The organism is Streptococcus cristatus ATCC 51100, from assembly GCF_000222765.1.
Taxonomy (GTDB): domain Bacteria; phylum Bacillota; class Bacilli; order Lactobacillales; family Streptococcaceae; genus Streptococcus; species Streptococcus cristatus.
Window position 1 is genome coordinate 335,428 of sequence record NZ_AFUE01000008.1, and the last position, 17,138, is coordinate 352,565.

At 41.6% G+C, this 17,138-nt stretch carries 15 protein-coding genes; 7 read left to right on the top strand and 8 right to left on the bottom strand.

The features are described 5' to 3' along the window. The first annotated feature begins 135 nt into the window (after positions 1 to 135). On the top strand, positions 136 to 1,440 hold the full coding sequence (locus HMPREF9960_RS08330) for a peptidase U32 family protein (protein ID WP_037586345.1): 1,305 nt from the start codon (positions 136 to 138) through the stop codon (positions 1,438 to 1,440). 146 nt (positions 1,441 to 1,586) lie between these two features. Here HMPREF9960_RS08330 and HMPREF9960_RS08335 read toward each other — a convergent pair whose 3' ends face one another. Beyond that, on the bottom strand, positions 1,587 to 1,943 hold the full coding sequence (locus tag HMPREF9960_RS08335) for a hypothetical protein (RefSeq protein ID WP_005590705.1): 357 nt from the start codon (positions 1,941 to 1,943) through the stop codon (positions 1,587 to 1,589). Positions 1,944 to 2,032: 89 nt separating this feature from the next. Here HMPREF9960_RS08335 and HMPREF9960_RS08340 point away from each other — a divergent pair, with 89 nt between their 5' ends. Beyond that, positions 2,033 to 2,248 (top strand): YdbC family protein, encoded by a 216-nt coding sequence (locus tag HMPREF9960_RS08340; RefSeq protein ID WP_005590703.1) that lies wholly within the window; start codon positions 2,033 to 2,035, stop codon positions 2,246 to 2,248. A gap of 9 nt (positions 2,249 to 2,257) precedes the next feature. Here HMPREF9960_RS08340 and HMPREF9960_RS08345 read toward each other — a convergent pair whose 3' ends face one another. Next, entirely contained in the window at positions 2,258 to 2,812 is a 555-nt protein-coding gene (locus tag HMPREF9960_RS08345) for a biotin transporter BioY (protein ID WP_005590702.1), read from the bottom strand. Positions 2,813 to 3,458: 646 nt separating this feature from the next. Beyond that, positions 3,459 to 4,808: a glutathione-disulfide reductase gene (gene gorA / locus HMPREF9960_RS08350; protein ID WP_005590699.1), complete on the bottom strand. Its 1,350-nt coding sequence runs from the start codon at positions 4,806 to 4,808 to the stop codon at positions 3,459 to 3,461. A 213-nt stretch (positions 4,809 to 5,021) separates the two neighbouring features. On the opposite strand from gorA, the gene HMPREF9960_RS08355 reads away from it, so the two are divergent. Genes HMPREF9960_RS08355 through HMPREF9960_RS08365 form a run of 3 tightly spaced genes read left to right on the top strand, consistent with a single transcriptional unit; the run spans position 5,022 to position 8,111 of the window. Further along, positions 5,022 to 6,173 carry an efflux RND transporter periplasmic adaptor subunit gene (locus HMPREF9960_RS08355; protein ID WP_005590698.1) on the top strand — a complete coding sequence of 384 codons (1,152 nt, stop codon included), beginning with the start codon at positions 5,022 to 5,024 and terminating at the stop codon, positions 6,171 to 6,173. After that, on the top strand, positions 6,157 to 6,855 hold the full coding sequence (locus HMPREF9960_RS08360; RefSeq protein WP_005590696.1) for an ABC transporter ATP-binding protein: 699 nt from the start codon (positions 6,157 to 6,159) through the stop codon (positions 6,853 to 6,855). Before HMPREF9960_RS08355 ends, HMPREF9960_RS08360 begins: the two co-directional genes overlap by 17 nt. Further along, on the top strand, positions 6,855 to 8,111 hold the full coding sequence (locus HMPREF9960_RS08365; protein WP_005590694.1) for an ABC transporter permease: 1,257 nt from the start codon (positions 6,855 to 6,857) through the stop codon (positions 8,109 to 8,111). Before HMPREF9960_RS08360 ends, HMPREF9960_RS08365 begins: the two co-directional genes overlap by 1 nt. A gap of 97 nt (positions 8,112 to 8,208) precedes the next feature. On the opposite strand, the gene lysS is transcribed toward HMPREF9960_RS08365, so the two are convergent. From lysS to HMPREF9960_RS08390, 5 genes are all read right to left on the bottom strand, one after another. Further along, positions 8,209 to 9,699 carry a lysine--tRNA ligase gene (gene lysS / locus HMPREF9960_RS08370; RefSeq protein WP_005590693.1) on the bottom strand — a complete coding sequence of 497 codons (1,491 nt, stop codon included), beginning with the start codon at positions 9,697 to 9,699 and terminating at the stop codon, positions 8,209 to 8,211. A gap of 92 nt (positions 9,700 to 9,791) precedes the next feature. Beyond that, the gene (locus HMPREF9960_RS08375; protein ID WP_005590692.1) at positions 9,792 to 10,433 is read right to left on the bottom strand and encodes a histidine phosphatase family protein; all 642 of its coding nucleotides are present in this window, start codon (positions 10,431 to 10,433) and stop codon (positions 9,792 to 9,794) included. Positions 10,434 to 10,466: 33 nt separating this feature from the next. After that, the gene (locus HMPREF9960_RS08380; RefSeq protein ID WP_005590691.1) at positions 10,467 to 10,943 is read right to left on the bottom strand and encodes an aminoacyl-tRNA deacylase; all 477 of its coding nucleotides are present in this window, start codon (positions 10,941 to 10,943) and stop codon (positions 10,467 to 10,469) included. Beyond that, positions 10,943 to 11,785, bottom strand: coding sequence for a DUF368 domain-containing protein (locus HMPREF9960_RS08385; RefSeq protein ID WP_005590690.1), 843 nt, complete (start codon positions 11,783 to 11,785; stop codon positions 10,943 to 10,945). The genes HMPREF9960_RS08380 and HMPREF9960_RS08385 overlap by 1 nt, the downstream gene beginning before the upstream one ends. 134 nt (positions 11,786 to 11,919) lie before the next feature. Next, positions 11,920 to 12,765: a glycoside hydrolase family 25 protein gene (locus HMPREF9960_RS08390; RefSeq protein ID WP_005590689.1), complete on the bottom strand. Its 846-nt coding sequence runs from the start codon at positions 12,763 to 12,765 to the stop codon at positions 11,920 to 11,922. A 228-nt stretch (positions 12,766 to 12,993) separates the two neighbouring features. Between HMPREF9960_RS08390 and ftsW the strand changes: the two genes are divergently transcribed. After that, positions 12,994 to 14,208, top strand: coding sequence for a cell division peptidoglycan polymerase FtsW (ftsW, locus tag HMPREF9960_RS08395; protein WP_005590688.1), 1,215 nt, complete (start codon positions 12,994 to 12,996; stop codon positions 14,206 to 14,208). 47 nt (positions 14,209 to 14,255) lie between these two features. Continuing rightward, positions 14,256 to 17,102 carry a phosphoenolpyruvate carboxylase gene (gene ppc, locus HMPREF9960_RS08400; protein WP_005590687.1) on the top strand — a complete coding sequence of 949 codons (2,847 nt, stop codon included), beginning with the start codon at positions 14,256 to 14,258 and terminating at the stop codon, positions 17,100 to 17,102. Positions 17,103 to 17,138: the final 36 nt, after the last annotated feature.

Genomic DNA, 17,138 nt, shown 5'->3' on the forward strand with positions numbered 1-17,138 from the left:
TAATCACACTATTTTCTGAAATGTTTATCAAGAAGATAGAGATAGAAGATTAGAATTGTCAAAAAACTAGGCTTCATCTTGCTTTTAGCGGTAAATTGCTATAAAATAGATAGGGTTAAACATCAATACTTTTATATTGCAAATAGGAGAAAAGATGACAAAAAATTAAAACGTCCAGAGGTACTTTCACCAGCTGGTACGTTAGAAAAGTTAAAAGTAGCTGTTCGCTATGGGGCAGATGCTGTTTTTATTGGTGGTCAAGCCTATGGTTTGCGCAGCCGTGCGGGGAACTTCACTTTTGAGCAAATGGAAGAAGGTGTCCAATTTGCGGCTGAGCATGGTGCCAAGGTCTATGTAGCGGCCAATATGGTCATGCACGAAGGAAATGAAGCAGGTGCTGGAGAATGGTTCCGTCGTTTGCGAGACATCGGGATTGCGGCCGTTATTGTTTCTGACCCAGCCTTGATTGCGATTGCAGCTTCTGAAGCACCCGGCCTGGAGATTCACTTGTCGACTCAGGCTAGTGCAACCAACTATGAAACGCTTGAGTTTTGGAAAAATCTTGGTTTGACACGGGTTGTTTTGGCACGTGAGGTTTCCATGGCTGAGCTAGCCGAGATTCGCAAGCGTACCGATGTAGAAATCGAAGCCTTCGTTCATGGAGCTATGTGTATTTCTTACTCTGGCCGTTGTACCCTTTCCAATCACATGAGTATGCGTGATGCCAACCGTGGCGGTTGTTCACAATCTTGTCGTTGGAAATATGATTTGTACGACATGCCTTTTGGACAAGAACGCAAGAGTTTGAAGGGTGAAATTCCAGAAGAATTCTCTATGTCAGCTGTTGATATGTCCATGATGGATCATATTCCTGATATGATTGAAAATGGTGTCGATAGTTTGAAAATCGAAGGTCGGATGAAATCCATTCACTACGTTTCTACAGTGACCAACTGCTACAAAGCAGCCGTGGATGCTTATTTGGAAAGCCCAGAAAAGTTTGAAGCTATTAAGCAAGATCTAGTAGATGAAATGTGGAAAGTAGCTCAACGTGAGCTGGCAACTGGTTTTTACTACCATACGCCAACTGAAAATGAGCAGCTTTTTGGAGCCCGTCGTAAGATTCCAGAATACAAATTTGTAGCAGAAGTAGTTGCTTATGATGAGGCTACACAAACTGCAACGATTCGCCAGCGGAATGTTATCCATGAAGGCGATCAAGTGGAATTCTATGGACCTGGTTTCCGCCATTTTGAAACCTACATTACTGACCTCCATGATGAAAAAGGAAATAAGATTGACCGTGCGCCAAACCCAATGGAATTACTGACGATTACCGTTCCGCAGCCAGTCCAACCTGGTGATATGGTTCGTGCCCGCAAGGAAGGTTTAATCAATTTGTATAAAGAAGATGGCACTAGTGTGACTGTTCGGGCTTAATCAGGCACGAAAATTGGAGCAATGTGCTTATCAAGTAGATATTGCCTACATGGTTGATACGAATAGATAGCGGAAGACCTTATTCTAAAAATTCTGCTATTGCTTTTAAAAAATAAAACTCTTCAAATCGCTTTTGATTTGAAGAGTTATTTTTTGAATTTGCGGTGTTCGAGCCGAATATCTTTTCTCTGGGCTTCACGGATGTTATTTGGGACTAGACTGATGCGATGGATATCAGGCACACGGATAATGGTCGTCATGCTTTTTTTGAAATTTTTGACAATCAACTGCTGGCGGTCACGGTCATATTTGACAATATCTCCAGTAAAATTCTTATCCAGAAAAATAACATGGACACCAGAATTTTTTCGAAGAGCCAAGTCAATCGTATGTAGGATATGACTCTTGTCATCCTCTTCCTTATCCGTCTTTTTATAGTTAATGAACTCATTCGTCTTTTGTAAAATCATTTCGAGATATTTTTTCATAGCTAAAATCTCCATAACTTGTTACAATATATTATATAATAAAATAAGTAAAAAAGTAAAATCTTTTACGAATAATGAGATAGAAAGTAGAAAAGAGGTAAAGTATGGCAGATTTTAAGTTTGAAATCGAGGAAAAATTGCTCGTTTTATCAGAAAATGAAAAAGGTTGGACCAAGGAGCTAAACCGCGTAAGTTTTAATGGTGCTCCTGCCAAGTACGATATCCGCACTTGGAGTCCTGACCACAGCAAGATGGGCAAGGGCATCACCCTTTCCAATGAAGAATTTCAAGTTCTTTTAGATGCATTTAAAAACGGGTAGACTTTCAGTCTATCCGTTTTTATTGTCTGAAAAATAGGGATGAAAAGCCAGGCTTCTAAATAAAGGAATGCTGATGAGCGTGATGGCTACAAGTTTTAAAAGATCCGGAAGAATGAAAGGTGTGACACCAACAGCAATGGCTTTAGAAAAATCCATATTAGCCAGAAAATGAAGTCCGATTACTCCACCGACGAAGACCAGTGTATCTCCGAGCAGATTAGCCAAAAAGATCGTGTAAAACTTGCTATCTTTGCTTGTCAGACTAGAAGTAACCAGCGCAAAGAGCAGATATGCCCAAAGGTAGCCCGCGCTTGGACCAAAGAGAGCCTGAACTCCACCGCTTCCTCCGGCAAATACCGGCAGACCAATAGCTCCTAGCAGCAGATAAAGCAGAACAGACAAGACAGCTTCGCGGGTTTTAAAAATGGTTGCAATTAAACCGACAGCAAAGGTCTGTAGCGTGATGGGAACGGGGCCAATAGAAAAACTAAGCTGGGATAGTACAGCTAAGAATGCAGCGCCAATAGCTGGGAGGGCAAGAAGAAAAGCTTTGTTCTTGTTCATAAACAGTAAACCTCTTTTTAAAATTATGGTAACTATTTTAAATCAAAATAAAAAAAAGTCAAGTCTTTTCATATCAGACTAGACAGTTGTTTGTTTATTTCCGCTTTTTGCGGCTCCGAATGAGGAGGAAGATAAAGGCGATTAAACCAAAAATATTAAAGAAAATAATTCCCAGAGCTGCTAGTAATTTTTTCGTTTTGCTCATTTCCAATCCCCTTTCTCTTAGTATTTCTTACTATCATATCAAAAATACGGTTTCTTGAATAGCAGAAAGGGTAAAAGATGGCTAGGGAGTCATGAATATTTTAAGAAAATAGGATTATCTAGACAAGTTATAATTTATAAACTTGTCTAGAAGAAGTGAGCCAACTAAATAAAAAAGAGGAAGATTCTTTACATAAATCTTCCCCAATTTTAGAAATAATTTAGAATTTCTTGAATGATAATTGAATTTTGTGCTTTAAAATAAAGAAAGAAGTCAAAGAATAAAGCCAGAATAGTGTGTTTAGCTCTATCTAAATGGCCTAAGACTTCTTTCTTACAAAAATGTAAGATAAAAATCAAAAATGAAAGGATAAGTTATGGTTGCCCTTTATTCTTTATTTTATGATAATAATGAGCTTTAGAAAGGCGAAAGAGGAAACTTTTAGCGCATGGTGACAAATTCTTCGGAGCCAGTTGGGTGAATGGCAACAGTCGCGTCAAAGTCGGCTTTGGTAGCTCCCATCTTAATAGCAACAGCGAAGCCTTGAATCATCTCATCTACGCCATAGCCAATGCCATGGAGGCCGACAACCTTTTCATCGTGACTCGCAGTGATAAGCTTAAACTTGGCTTGCTGGCGGTGCTGGGTGACAGCTGAGTACATAGAGGTAAAGCTAGAGGTGTAGACATGAATTTGCTCAGCGCCATAATCTTGAATAGCTTCTTCTTCCGTCAGCCCTACTGTGCCAATAGCGGGGTGGGAGAAGACGACAGTCGGAATAGTGGAGTAATCCATCTTGGCATCTGTCTTGCCGTTAAAGAGGCGCTCAGACAGGGTACGTCCAGCCTTGATTGCTACTGGCGTCAGCTCTTTTTCGCCCGTCACATCGCCCAAGGCATAGATGCTAGGTACGACAGTGTTTTGGTACTCATCCACAGCGATAAAGCCACGGTCATTCAGGGTAACTCCTGCAGCATCAAGATTGAGCCCTTGGACATTTGGCTTGCGGCCAATAGCCCAGATGATCCGATCGGCAATATGGCTACTGCCGTCTTGGAAGTAGAGTTGTAGTTGGCCATCGGCTAGTTTTTCCACTCGTTCGGGTATCTTGTGAGCATGAAGACTAGGACCAGATTTTTCCATCTCAGCTACCAATCCGTCAATCAGATAGCTATCGAAATTGCGGAGAGGACGGTCGCGACGGACAAAGAGATCCGTCTTGACACCTAGAGTATGGAGGACACCAGCAAGCTCCACAGCGATATAGCCTGCTCCGACGACGGCAACAGACTTAGGTAGTTCTTCCCAAGCAAAAACATCGTCAGAAGTCTCACCGTATTCGGCACCAGGAATCTGAGGAATGGCTGCATGTGCACCTGTTGCGATAACGATGTGCTTGGCGCGAATCAATTCTCCATTGACTTCGACTGTATGCTTGTCAACGAAATGAGCGCGACCTTCGATCAGTTCAACGCCGTTGCGTTTGAAGCTGCCATCATAGGATGAACGAGCACGGTCAATGTAGGCTTCCCGATTCTTTCGTAAAGTAGCAAAGTCAAAGTGCTGATTTTCTGAAGTAAAGCCATAGTCTGGTCCATAGTGTCGGATGGCCTCGGCAATCTGAGCACCATACCACATGATTTTTTTAGGGACACAACCGACATTGACACAGGTTCCCCCTAATTTCTTTTCTTCAATGACAGCTGCTTTAGCGCCATGCTCACCAGCGCGATTCATGGTAGCAATACCCCCGCTACCACCGCCAATTGCAATAATATCGAATTCTTTCATAGTTAGATAGAAGCTCCTTTAATCAATATGAAGTAATTGTACCTTTTTTAGAAAATGAATGCAAAAATCTGCTATGATTTAGAGATCCTGCAGCGTTTTTAGAGGAAAAATGGTCTTTTAGGGATTTTGTCCCTTTTCCTATCACAATATGTTAGGCATATGATATAATGTAGTATAAAAGAAAAATGGTTTTCATCAAGAGGAGGAAAAAAGATGAAAAAGCTGAAAAAATGGCAGCTATTTAGTATTATCGGAGTTGCTGTTGTAGTTGTATTGGGAGCAATTTCTGCAATAGTCCTGAGCAATCTTAGTTCTACAACAGAACCTAAGGAAGTTGCACCAATTGTGCAGCAGGCAAAAGAAGGTAGCATAGCCTCATCTGTCCTGTTGACGGGGACCGTAACGGCTAACTCAGAGCAATATGTTTATTATGATGCTACCAAGGGCGACTTGGAGTCGGTCCTAGTCAATGTTGGCGACCAAGTAGCTGTAGGACAAGCACTTGTTCAATATAAGAGCACAGAAGCTCAAGCAAACTATGATGCCGCAGTTCGTGCTGTCAATAAGGCTGACCGTCAGATTAATGACTTACAGACTAATGGGGCGACAGTAGAAAAAACTGGCGATGAAGAGACGGATAGTAAGTCCCTTGCTTCTGCTCAACGTACAGTCGATTCTCAACTGGCTGATTTGCGCGATGCACGTTCAGACGCTGTGGACAATATGAACAAGGCGCAAGCTTTGTTGAATGCAGCGACTGTTACGAGCACTGTTGAGGGGACAGTAGTAGAAGTAAATCGCGATGTATCCAAATCAACAACAGGAACCAACCAAACCTTGGTGCATATTGTCAGCAACGGTAGCCTTCAAATCAAGGGAGAACTTTCTGAGTACAATCTGGCTAATTTGTCAGTTGGACAAGAAGTAACCATTACCTCAAAAGTGTATCCAGATAAAAAATGGACAGGTAAAATTAGCTATATTTCCAACTATCCTAAGGACGGACAGCAAGCTTCATCAACTAATACAGGTGGCGCGGCTTCCTCTGCAAAATATCCATTTACAGTCGATATTACAAGTGAAATTGGTGATTTGAAGCAAGGTTTCTCTGTCAGCGTTGAAGTGAAAAACAATACAAAAGGGATTCTTGTACCAGCAAGCAGTATTATCTCAGACGGAGACAAGAACTACGTTTGGACTGTCGAAAAAGGTAAAGCGAAGAAGGTGGAAGTGACCTTAGGGAATGCTGATGCTGAAAATCAAGAAATCTCATCTGGTTTGACAAAAGATAGTAAAGTTATCACCAATCCAACAGATAGCTTGAAAGATGGTCAAGAGGTGAAAGCGGATGAAAAAACTCATTGATCTACGAAATATTAACAAAACCTATCGGAATGGTGATCAAGAACTTAAAGTCTTAAAAAATATCAATTTGACAGTTGAAGAGGGCGAGTTTGTGGCTATCATGGGGCCGTCTGGTTCCGGGAAGTCTACCCTGATGAATATTATCGGGATGTTGGATCGTCCGTCTACTGGCGAGTATTTTTTAGAAAATGAAGATGTTGCAAACTTGGGTGATAAGAAGTTAGCCAAGGTGCGAAATAATCAGATCGGCTTCGTTTTTCAGCAATTTTTCCTCTTATCTAAATTAAATGCCCTTCAAAATGTGGAACTCCCGTTGATTTATGCGGGGGTGTCACAAGGAAGTCGCAAAAATCTAGCTAAGCAGTATTTAGAAAAAGTAGATTTGGGCACTCGTATGACTCACTTGCCGTCAGAGTTGTCTGGGGGACAGAAGCAACGTGTTGCCATTGCGCGTGCCTTGGTAAACAATCCTTCGATTATTCTTGCCGACGAGCCGACAGGAGCCCTTGATACCAAAACTGGGGAGCAAATTATGGAACTCTTGATGGAGTTGAACGCTGAAGGAAAAACGATTATCATGGTTACTCACGAACCTGAAATTGCTGCCTATGCTAAGCGTCAAATTGTCATTCGTGATGGAGTTATCTCTTCAGATAGTGCTGAGAAGGAGGAACATGAATAATGCAAAATTTCAAATTTGCCATTAGTTCCATTCTTGGACATAAGATGCGGGCTTTTCTGACCATGATTGGGATTATCATCGGGGTTGCTTCTGTTGTCGTTATCTTAGCACTGGGAAATGGGATGCAACAGGGAGTCACCAAGAGCATCACCAAAGAGCAGAAGTATGTAAGCTTGCTTTATTCTCCCACTAAAAATAATTATACGATGGGAGTTAATTTGATGGAGGTCAATGGTGGTCAAGATGCAGATAGTGAGATACTAGAGGAACCACCTGTTGTCCAAGAGTCTTGGGTCAAGGAACTATTGAAGATTGACGGAGTCAAGGGCTATTATGTGACCAATGGTTCGACAGCTGATTTTTCTTATCAGAACAAGAAGTCTGATAAGGTCAACATTACGGGTGTGAATGCCACATTCTTTAAAATTAGAAAATATGAGATTTTAGCTGGACGGACTCTCTTGCCTAGTGACTATCAAAGTTTTTCTAATGTGATGATGATTGATGAAACAGTGGCAACCAGCCTGTTTGGAAGTAGTGCAGAAGCCCTGAATAAAATAGTTTCAGTCGGTGACAGCAACTATCGGGTTGTTGGGATTTATAAGGATCCCAATGCTGGTCAGAGCATGAGTATGAGCTCAGGTAGCGCCTTGATGGCGAATACACAGGTGGCATCTGAATTTCATACAGATGAAATTGCAACTGTCTATATCTATGTGCCAGAAGTGGATCGTATCAACGAAGTTGGTGTAGAAGCAGCCAAAGAATTGACGGCTCTCTCAGGAGCTCGTCAAGGAGAATATCAAATCCTAAATATGGATACCTTGCTGGAGCAGTACAATCAAATCACAGGAACTATGACCGGTGTTATCGGAGCTATTGCAGGAATTTCCCTCTTTGTTGGTGGTATCGGTGTGATGAATATCATGCTAGTATCCGTTACAGAGCGGACACGGGAAATTGGTTTGCGAAAAGCTCTTGGAGCAACGCGTGGAAATATTCTCACGCAGTTCTTGATTGAATCCATGGTATTGACCCTTATCGGTGGCCTGCTTGGTCTTAGCCTTGCCTATGGAATCAATGCTCTGCTAGCTGCAGTCGTGCCTGAAAACGTATTTGGAGGTCCACCAGTTGTCTCTGTCACTGCAGCAGTTGGAAGCCTTGTCTTCTCAGCCATGGTTGGTATTGTCTTTGGTATCTTGCCGGCTAATAAAGCATCTAAATTAGATCCGATTGAAGCGCTGAGATATGAATAATGTGAGCAAAAGTCTGGGAAACCAGACTTTTTGTCATGTAAAAAATCCCGATGGAATTCCAGCGGGATTTGTTTTTTAAAATTGTGTAAGTTTGAGATTACTTCATTGTTGGGAAGAGCAATACATCGCGAATGGTAGTCACATCTGTGAGCAACATTACAAGACGGTCGATACCGATTCCGAGGCCTCCAGTTGGTGGCATACCGTATTCCAAAGCTTCAACGTAATCATAGTCGATGCCTGTCGCTTCGTCATCACCCAGTTCTTTAGCCTTTGCCTGTGCTTCAAAACGAGATAATTGATCGATTGGATCGTTCAGCTCAGTGAAGGCATTAGCATATTCTTTGGTCATGATGAAGAGCTCAAAGCGGTCCGTGAAGCGTGGGTCTTCTGGGTTTTTCTTAGCCAGAGGTGACACAGCAACGGGGTGACCGTAGACAAAGGTTGGCTGAATCAAGGTTTCTTCGACAAATTCTTCAAAAAAAGCATTGATGATGTGTCCAACTTCAGTATAATGTTTTTCAACTGGCACTTTCTTTTCCTTAGCCAAGGCAGCAGCTTCTTCAAAGCTCATATCTTGCCAGAAGTCTACGCCAGTGATTTCTTTAATAGCATCCACCATGTGAACACGTTTGAATGGCTCGTTGATCTTGATCTCAGTGCCTTGGTAGTTGACTGGACCATCACCCTTAACTGCCTTAGCAGCGTGTTGGATAATGCCTTCTGTCAAGTCCATGATGTCTTGGAAGTCAGCATAGGCTTGGTAAACTTCGATAGAAGTGAACTCAGGGTTATGAGTGGCATCCATCCCTTCGTTACGGAAGATACGGCCAATTTCATAGACGCGTTCCATACCACCAACGATAAGGCGTTTCAAGTGAAGCTCAGTCGCAATACGCAATACCATGTCAATGTTTTGAGCATTGTGGTGAGTAATGAATGGACGAGCAGCAGCACCACCAGCTTCATTGTGTAGGACAGGAGTTTCAACTTCAAGGAATCCTTGTCCATCAAGATAGCGACGAATTTCTGAGATAATTTTTGAGCGAGTGACAAAGCGTTCAAAGCTCTCGCGGTTAGAAATCAAATCCAAATAACGTTTGCGGTAGATGGTTTCCACATCTGTCAAACCGTGGAATTTCTCTGGAAGGGGACGCAAAGCTTTTGAAAGGTGAGTAATATGCGTTGCTTTGATAGAGAGTTCTCCCATATCTGTGCGCATCACATCGCCTTCAATTCCCAAGAAGTCACCCAAGTCAGCTTTTTTGAAAATCTCATAGTTTTCTTCACCAACTTCGTCCTTACGAACGTAAATCTGGATTTGGCCTTCACGGTCTTGGATGTGGGCGAAGCCGACTTTCCCTTTTCCACGTTTAGTCATCAAACGACCAGCAATAGTTGCTTTTTCGTTCAATTCATGTAATTCTTCTTTGGATTTGTCGCTATATTTTTCTTTAAGTTGAGCAGAATTTGCAGTGCGTTCAAAACGTTTTCCGAAAGGATCAATTCCTTGCTCAGCCAGCGCGGCCATTTTTTCACGGCGAATAATCTGCTGGTCATTTAGTTCTTCAATATGTTCAGTAGTCATTTTCTTCCTCCTAAGGCTTTCCCTTCTATTTTATCACAAAATCAAAGGAAATTCAGCAATAATTATTGATAAAAAAAGAAAAACTGCGATGTTTAAAGATTCGCAGTTTTATCTGTTAGCATGTAATCTAAGTTGTTCCAAGCAAGTAACTTGAAAGAGTCAAAGTCGTCTGTTTCCAAAATGGTGACGCTAGCATTGGCCAAGCCTCCGTCCTTACGGAGCAAAGATGTTTCGTAACCGAGCAGGCGTCGAATGCTGGCAGTTAGGTTAGCTCCATGTCCGACAATCAAGACATTTTGGAAGTCTTTTCCTTTGAGAGACTTCACGAAGGAAATTGTCCGATTGGTAGTTTGAGCGACGGATTCTGCTTCAAATAGTTGGTGATCAAACTGGGATAGATCGTGGCGAAAGGCCCACATCTGCTGAGGATAGGTGGCTTCTACAGTAGCAATTTGGGCTCCTTCCAGTTTTCCAAGGGCCCACTCTCTTAGTTGAGGAGTTGGAACAATATCGGTTTGATACTGATTTTCACTTAGGATGATTTCTGCAGAACGGTAAGCGCGAGGCAAATCGCTAGAGTAGATTTTATCGAATTGAACGTCTGATAAATGCTTGCCCAAACGCTTGAGCTCGTCAATGGATGTCGCCAGCAGTGGAGAATCTCCGCTTGCCCCTTGGAAACGCATTTCTAGATTCCATTCGGTTTTTCCATGTCGGATAAAATACAATTTCATATCAAGATCCTTTTTCCTTTTGAAGCGAATAGCCTAGTCCTCTTTCAAGTCTGCGAACTGTGCTTGAACAAAGTCAGCCAAATCCTGAGCCTTGATCTGGATGCTACGGCCAACTTCACCAGCAGAAACAATGATGCTTTCGCGACTCAGAGCCGTTTGGTCAATGAAAATGGGGAAGGAGTGCTTTTGGCGAATCCCGACAGGGTTATTGGCGCCATGGATGTAACCAGTCGTTTTTTCTAAATCTTTCTGCGGAATCATGCTAACTTTTTTATTGCCTGAAATTTTTGCTAATTTCTTTTCCGACAGATGTTCGGTGATAGGCAGGATGCCAATGACTGTTCCTGTTTTATCTCCGTTTAAAGCCAGTGTTTTATAAATTTGCGAGCGGTCAAATTCCTCTGTCAAGCTATCATCTAAAGCATTAATCTGCAAACCTTGGTGTTCGATTTTTGCCTTGTTTAAAATTTGCTCGACCAGTGTTTTTTTGAGTTTTGTCTTTTTAGCCATTATTTATATTTCTCTTCTAATTGGGACATCCAAATTCCTAGCCAGATACCTAGTCCAAAGAAAAAGGCAGCAAGAACAAGTGTGAAAATGGATACGCCTGCATAACTAATGCTCTCACTGTTGCCGCTTTGAGGGAGGACAATGAGCAAGGTGCTGGACAATACAATGCCAATGATAAAATGGTAAACGCGGGAATGATAATGCTTCAAAATGTAATCCATGGCTTTTGAAAAGAGAATCAGAGCCAGAGCGCCACCGATACCTATTGGCAGGAAGGTGCCAAATAAATCCAGGCGTTTAAATCCTGTCAGCATGGGAGTATAGAGCCCTAAAATCAATAGCAGATTTGAAGGACTGAGTCCCGGAATCAAGATTCCTAAGGCGATAAGAGCACCCGCTAAAACAAAGGACAGGAAGTTAGCTGGCAGTGTTCCCACCATTCCATTCAGCGAGTAAAGAAAGATCCCTGATAAGATGAAACTAAGCCAGAAGGTAACAGTATCAGCTCGATCTCTGTCGGATTCCTTGACGGATTCTTTGATCAGGCTGGGAATGGTGCCGATGATGGCTCCAGCAAAGCCCCAGAGAACGATAACCTTGTAATTATCCAGCAAGAGATTGACTGGATAGGAGAAGGCTGCGATCCCTAAAACCATCCCAATAGCCACAGGAGTGAAGTAGAGAACATTCTCGACAAAATTATCTTTGATATGAGCTAAAAAGCGAATCATTCGCTCATAAATCCCCAAAATAGCAGCTAATACACCGCCAGACACACCAGGTAGGATGAAGCCAAGCGCGATAATCATTCCTTTTAACATCCTAGCAATCCATGAAATCATAATATCTCCCTACAAGTCTTTTTCATTAGACTATTGTACCATAAAGCTACATACTTTTCTGAAAAAAGCAAGAAAAATATCTTGTACAGAGAAAAAAAGATACAAGATTTCCTAACAATTATCTTGCATCTTTTTTATTTTGGTGTTGAAAATAATTTCTTGTAAGTCTCTTTTTTATCCTGTACAGGAGAGAGCTGATTGAGGTCTAAGTTATGTGGGAAACCTTCCAATTTACCTTCTGAGGTGTATTGATGTAGGTCATAGGGCTGTTCAGTATTTGGAGCAGCGTTATAGTAGCCGTCATTATAGCCATAAGTTGGAATCCAAACGGCAGTAAATTTTTCAGTCGAGATACTATGCTCTTCCATAAAGTAGGTTCCAATGTAGATGCCAATATTTTGAGCTCCAAGACTTTCAAGCTTGGCACGAAAAGCTTCGATTCCTGCGTTCATGTCGCCCATGGTCTTTTCTTCAACATCAAGCCAGTAAAAGGTAGGTTTATATTTCGAGGATGCCTTGTAGAAGCTTTCAGCTTCTTTTTCCATTTCTTTGATATTGCCTGCTGCTATATAAGCATAGACAGCTACAGGAATCCCCCGTTTTTGAAACTCTTGGATATGGGTGGCAAATGATTTGTCAAGTCCATTTAAATGAGTGGCAACATTTTCTTTTTTTGCTTGAGCTCCACTATGCACGCGAATGATAGCACCAGAAATATTTGTTGATAAGGTATCATAGTCTATTTCGCTGGGCAATTGCCAACCGGAAAGGTCAACGATAGGCTTATTAAGCAATTCTTCCTCAGGTTCGTCTGAAGGAGCTTCCTCCTTTTTTTTCTTGGTTGTCACCTGACTGACTTGAGATTTTTTTGTTTGGGCTTGTCGATTTTGCAGATCAAGCTGGTGTTTGCTTATGACAATATATAGAATAAAGCAAGCAAAAAACAGCAAGAGTGCAAGCGGTTTAATCCTTTTTCTCATACTGTTTCATTGTAACTTAAAATAAATAGAAAAGCAAAGCATTTATCTATATTTCCAGCGAAATACGAAAATGTAATCTGATTGCAATAGAAGATAAAACAATTTGAAATATTTGGATATTTGAGGCGATAAATAAGTAAATATCTATTGAGGCCACCCTAATGCTTTTTTTTCGAGTCAAAAGGTGGTATAATGAAGGTTGAATTTTTAGAAATTAAATGGTGAAATATGAAAATTGACAAAAAGCATTTATTGAATTACTCAATTTTGATTCCGTACATGCTGTTATCTGGCATTGGCTTGATTGTCGTTTATTCCACGACGAGCCCCATCCTCATTCAAAATGGGCTCAATAGTTTTCGAATGGTCGCCACTCAAGCAGGTTTTTGGCTCTTCAGCTTGGTGATGATTGGGATTATTTACCGAATGAAGCTGGATTTTCTGAAGAGGCCAGGAGTGATTACGTTTGTTATCATAGCTGAAATTATTCTGCTTTTACTCTCACGCTTTATCACAGGAACGATCAATGGGGCACACGGTTGGCTCAAAATCGGCCCAGTTACTGCTCAGCCGGCGGAATATCTGAAGATTATTTTAGTCTGGTATTTGGCCCTACAGTTTTCTAAGAAACAAGAGCAAATAGAAGTATATGATTATCAAGCAATCACCTTTAATCAGTTGATTCCACGTGCTGTTACGGATTGGCGGGTTATTGTTTCTTTCTTGATAGGCCTGGTGGTTATCATGCCCGACTTAGGAAATGCGACCATTTTGCTCTTAACAGTTTTGATTGTAATTTCCACCAGCGGAATTGCTTACAGATGGTTCTCGACCATGCTGGGTGCTGTTGTAGGAGGGTCGGCAGCAGTTTTAGCGAGTATTTGGTTGATAGGTGTCAAGCGTGTTGAGCAAGTTCCTGTTTTTGGATATGTTGCAAAGCGTTTTAGTGCTTTTTTCAACCCTTTCGACGATTTGTCTGGCTCAGGTCACCAGTTGGCCAACTCCTACTATGCCATGAGTAATGGTGGTTGGTTTGGCTTAGGCTTAGGAAACTCCATCGAAAAACGAGGTTACCTACCAGAGGCTCATACAGACTTTGTTTTCTCGATTGTTATTGAGGAAGTCGGATTCTTTGGAGCAACTTTAATTTTAGCCCTGCTCTTTTTCTTGATTTTACGGATTATTCTCGTAGGTACAAGGGCTAAAGACCCATTTAATTCTATGATGGCTTTGGGAATTGGTGGTATGATTCTAATGCAAACCTTTGTCAATATTGGTGGTATCTCGGGCTTGATCCCTTCAACCGGTGTAACCTTCCCATTCTTATCTCAGGGGGGGAACAGTTTATTGGTTCTATCAGTTGCCATTGCCTTTGTTTTAAATATTGATGCCAATGAGCGACGAAACGCCATGTATCAGGAACTAGAAGTAAGTCAATCCTAAAAGATCTTCTTGTATGTTAGCTCTTCAACAATAGAAAGGTGTAAATAATGTCATTTACAAAATTAGAAAATTATAGCAATAAAGAAATGATTGGAGAAGAAGTTTCTATTTTAACGGACTTGTTGGTAGATATTACCCGGGATATTCTCAGTCCTGACACTTTTGCTAAAATCTCCATGATTGAAGAACTAGCAGTTCAATCTAAATACCAAGAGCTGAAAGCAGTAGTAGAAGAATTATCCACGGATGATATGGTCTATATCTCACGCTATTTTGCTATTTTACCTCTGCTCATCAATATTTCTGAAGATGTTGACTTGGCTTATGAGATCAATCATCAAAATAATATTGACCAAGACTACCTTGGTAAGCTTTCGACGACGATTGATTTAGTTTCCACACGAGAAAATGCGCAGGAAATCCTGGAAAATCTAAATGTTGTTCCTGTTTTGACTGCTCATCCGACTCAGGTTCAGCGCAAGACCATGTTGGATTTGACCAATCATATTCACACACTGTTGCGCCAGCATCGTGATGTTAAAGCTGGTCTGGTGAACGAAAAGAAATGGTTAGCCAATCTCCGTCGCTATATCGAGCTGATGATGCAGACCGACATGATTCGGGAAAAGAAACTTAAGGTTACCAATGAAATAACTAACGTTATGGAATACTATAACAGTTCTTTTCTTCAAGCAATCACGAACCTGATGCTAGAGTATAAGCGCTTAGCAGAAGAAAAAGGAATCCATTTGGAAAATCCTAAACCGATCACCATGGGAATGTGGATTGGTGGTGACCGGGATGGGAATCCATTTGTAACCGCTGAAACTCTGAAATTGTCTGCGACAGTACAGAGCGAAGTTATTCTGAATTACTACATTGACAAGGTTTATACGCTCTATCGTAACTTCTCCCTGTCTACTAATCTTTCAAAAACAAGTGAAGCGGTAGCCAAGATGGCAGCTCTGTCAAGCGACAAGTCTGTTTATCGGGAAAATGAGCCTTATCGCCGTGCTTTTCATTATATTCAGTCCAAGTTGATTCAAACCTTACTTTATCTGAAAGAAGGTAATTTCTCTGGTGAAGGGCATCGTTTGGCTGATAAAGCTGAAGCAGTCCTGCATGCAAATTCAGCCACTTCGGTCAGCCATAATGGTAGGGAAATTATTCCAAATTATATCCAGTCTAAACTTAGTGGTAGTTTAGATGAATTACGAAAAGAACAACTTCCATCTTATAAAGATGCACAAGAGTTTAAGGAAGATCTCCTTGTTATTCGTGATTCTTTGCTGGAGCACAATGGACAAGCCCTGGTGACTGGAGAACTTACTGAATTGCTACAAGCAGTTGACATTTTTGGTTTCTTCTTGGCCAGCATTGATATGCGTCAGGATTCTAGTGTCCATGAGGCTTGTGTGGCTGAGCTCTTGGCTTCTGCTAATATTGTGGAGGATTACAGCAGCTTGTCAGAGGAAGAAAAATGCCAAGTTCTCCTCAAGCAGCTTCTGGAGGATCCACGGATCCTGTCAGCCACTCATGCACCTAAATCTGAACTTCTACAAAAAGAATTGGAGATTTTCAAGACGGCTCGTCAGCTTAAGGATGCGATTGGCGAAGATGTTATCAAGCAAAATATTATTTCTCATTCGACTAGCGTATCAGATCTGCTAGAGTTGGCGATTATGCTCAAGGAAGTCGGCTTGATCGATGAAGAAGGTGCGCGTGTGCAGATTGTTCCTCTGTTTGAAACGATTGAGGACCTAGATAATTCCTGCGATACCATGGAGAAATATCTGTCTCTGCCGATTGCTCAAAAATGGATCGCTTCTAAAAACAACTACCAAGAAATCATGCTGGGCTACTCAGATAGTAATAAGGATGGTGGCTATTTATCATCGTGCTGGACACTTTATAAGGCTCAGCAACAACTGACAGCTATTGGTGATAAGTTTGGCGTCAAGATTACCTTCTTCCATGGTCGTGGAGGAACTGTCGGTCGTGGCGGTGGCCCAACCTATGAAGCAATCACTTCACAACCATTGCGGAGTATCAATGATCGTATCCGCCTGACAGAGCAGGGTGAGGTTATTGGCAATAAATACGGTAATAAGGACGCTGCTTACTACAATCTGGAAATGCTTGTATCGGCGGCTATTAACCGCATGATAAGCTATAAGAAGAGTGATAGTAATACGACCAATGAATACGAGAGAGTGATGGATCGAGTGGTCGATCGAAGCTACCAAATCTATCGTGACCTAGTCTTTGGCGACGAACGTTTCTATGACTATTTCTTTGAGTCTAGTCCTATTAAGGCCATTTCTAGCTTTAATATCGGTTCTCGTCCAGCGGCCCGTAAAACGATCACTGAAATCGGCGGCCTGAGAGCCATTCCTTGGGTCTTCTCGTGGTCTCAAAGTCGGGTTATGTTCCCTGGTTGGTATGGCGTTGGCTCTAGCTTCAAAGAATTTATCGATGAAGATCCGGAAAAGAATCTTGCCTTCCTTCAATTTATGTATCAGAGATGGCCATTCTTCCAGTCCCTCCTATCAAATGTCGATATGGTGCTGTCCAAGTCCAATATGAATATCGCTTTTGAATATGCGCAACTTTGTGAAGACCAAAATGTACGCGATATTTTCAATACAATCCTAGATGAATGGCAGCTGACCAAGGATGTTATCTTGGCAATTGAAGGCCATGACGAGCTCTTAGCAGAAAATGCCTATCTCAAGGATAGTTTGAACTATCGGATGCCTTATTTCAATGTTTTGAACTATATTCAGCTTGAGCTGATCAAGCGTCAGCGCCGAGGAGAACTTTCACCAGAACAAGAACGTTTGATCCACATTACCATCAATGGAATTGCGACAGGACTACGAAATTCTGGTTGATGCACAAGGAGCTTTAAAAGAACTCAATAAAAAATA

Excerpts from the sequence above, each read along its gene's own strand:
- HMPREF9960_RS08335 (WP_005590705.1), bottom strand. The coding sequence starts at position 1,943 with ATGGAGATTTTAGCTATGAAAAAATATCTCGAAATGATTTTACAAAAG.
- HMPREF9960_RS08340 (WP_005590703.1), top strand. The coding sequence starts at position 2,033 with ATGGCAGATTTTAAGTTTGAAATCGAGGAAAAATTGCTCGTTTTATCA.
- HMPREF9960_RS08345 (WP_005590702.1), bottom strand. The coding sequence starts at position 2,812 with ATGAACAAGAACAAAGCTTTTCTTCTTGCCCTCCCAGCTATTGGCGCT.
- gorA (WP_005590699.1), bottom strand. The coding sequence starts at position 4,808 with ATGAAAGAATTCGATATTATTGCAATTGGCGGTGGTAGCGGGGGTATT.
- HMPREF9960_RS08355 (WP_005590698.1), top strand. The coding sequence starts at position 5,022 with ATGAAAAAGCTGAAAAAATGGCAGCTATTTAGTATTATCGGAGTTGCT.
- HMPREF9960_RS08360 (WP_005590696.1), top strand. The coding sequence starts at position 6,157 with ATGAAAAAACTCATTGATCTACGAAATATTAACAAAACCTATCGGAAT.
- HMPREF9960_RS08365 (WP_005590694.1), top strand. The coding sequence starts at position 6,855 with ATGCAAAATTTCAAATTTGCCATTAGTTCCATTCTTGGACATAAGATG.
- lysS (WP_005590693.1), bottom strand. The coding sequence starts at position 9,699 with ATGACTACTGAACATATTGAAGAACTAAATGACCAGCAGATTATTCGC.
- HMPREF9960_RS08375 (WP_005590692.1), bottom strand. The coding sequence starts at position 10,433 with ATGAAATTGTATTTTATCCGACATGGAAAAACCGAATGGAATCTAGAA.
- HMPREF9960_RS08380 (WP_005590691.1), bottom strand. The coding sequence starts at position 10,943 with ATGGCTAAAAAGACAAAACTCAAAAAAACACTGGTCGAGCAAATTTTA.
- HMPREF9960_RS08385 (WP_005590690.1), bottom strand. The coding sequence starts at position 11,785 with ATGATTTCATGGATTGCTAGGATGTTAAAAGGAATGATTATCGCGCTT.
- HMPREF9960_RS08390 (WP_005590689.1), bottom strand. The coding sequence starts at position 12,765 with ATGAGAAAAAGGATTAAACCGCTTGCACTCTTGCTGTTTTTTGCTTGC.
- ftsW (WP_005590688.1), top strand. The coding sequence starts at position 12,994 with ATGAAAATTGACAAAAAGCATTTATTGAATTACTCAATTTTGATTCCG.
- ppc (WP_005590687.1), top strand. The coding sequence starts at position 14,256 with ATGTCATTTACAAAATTAGAAAATTATAGCAATAAAGAAATGATTGGA.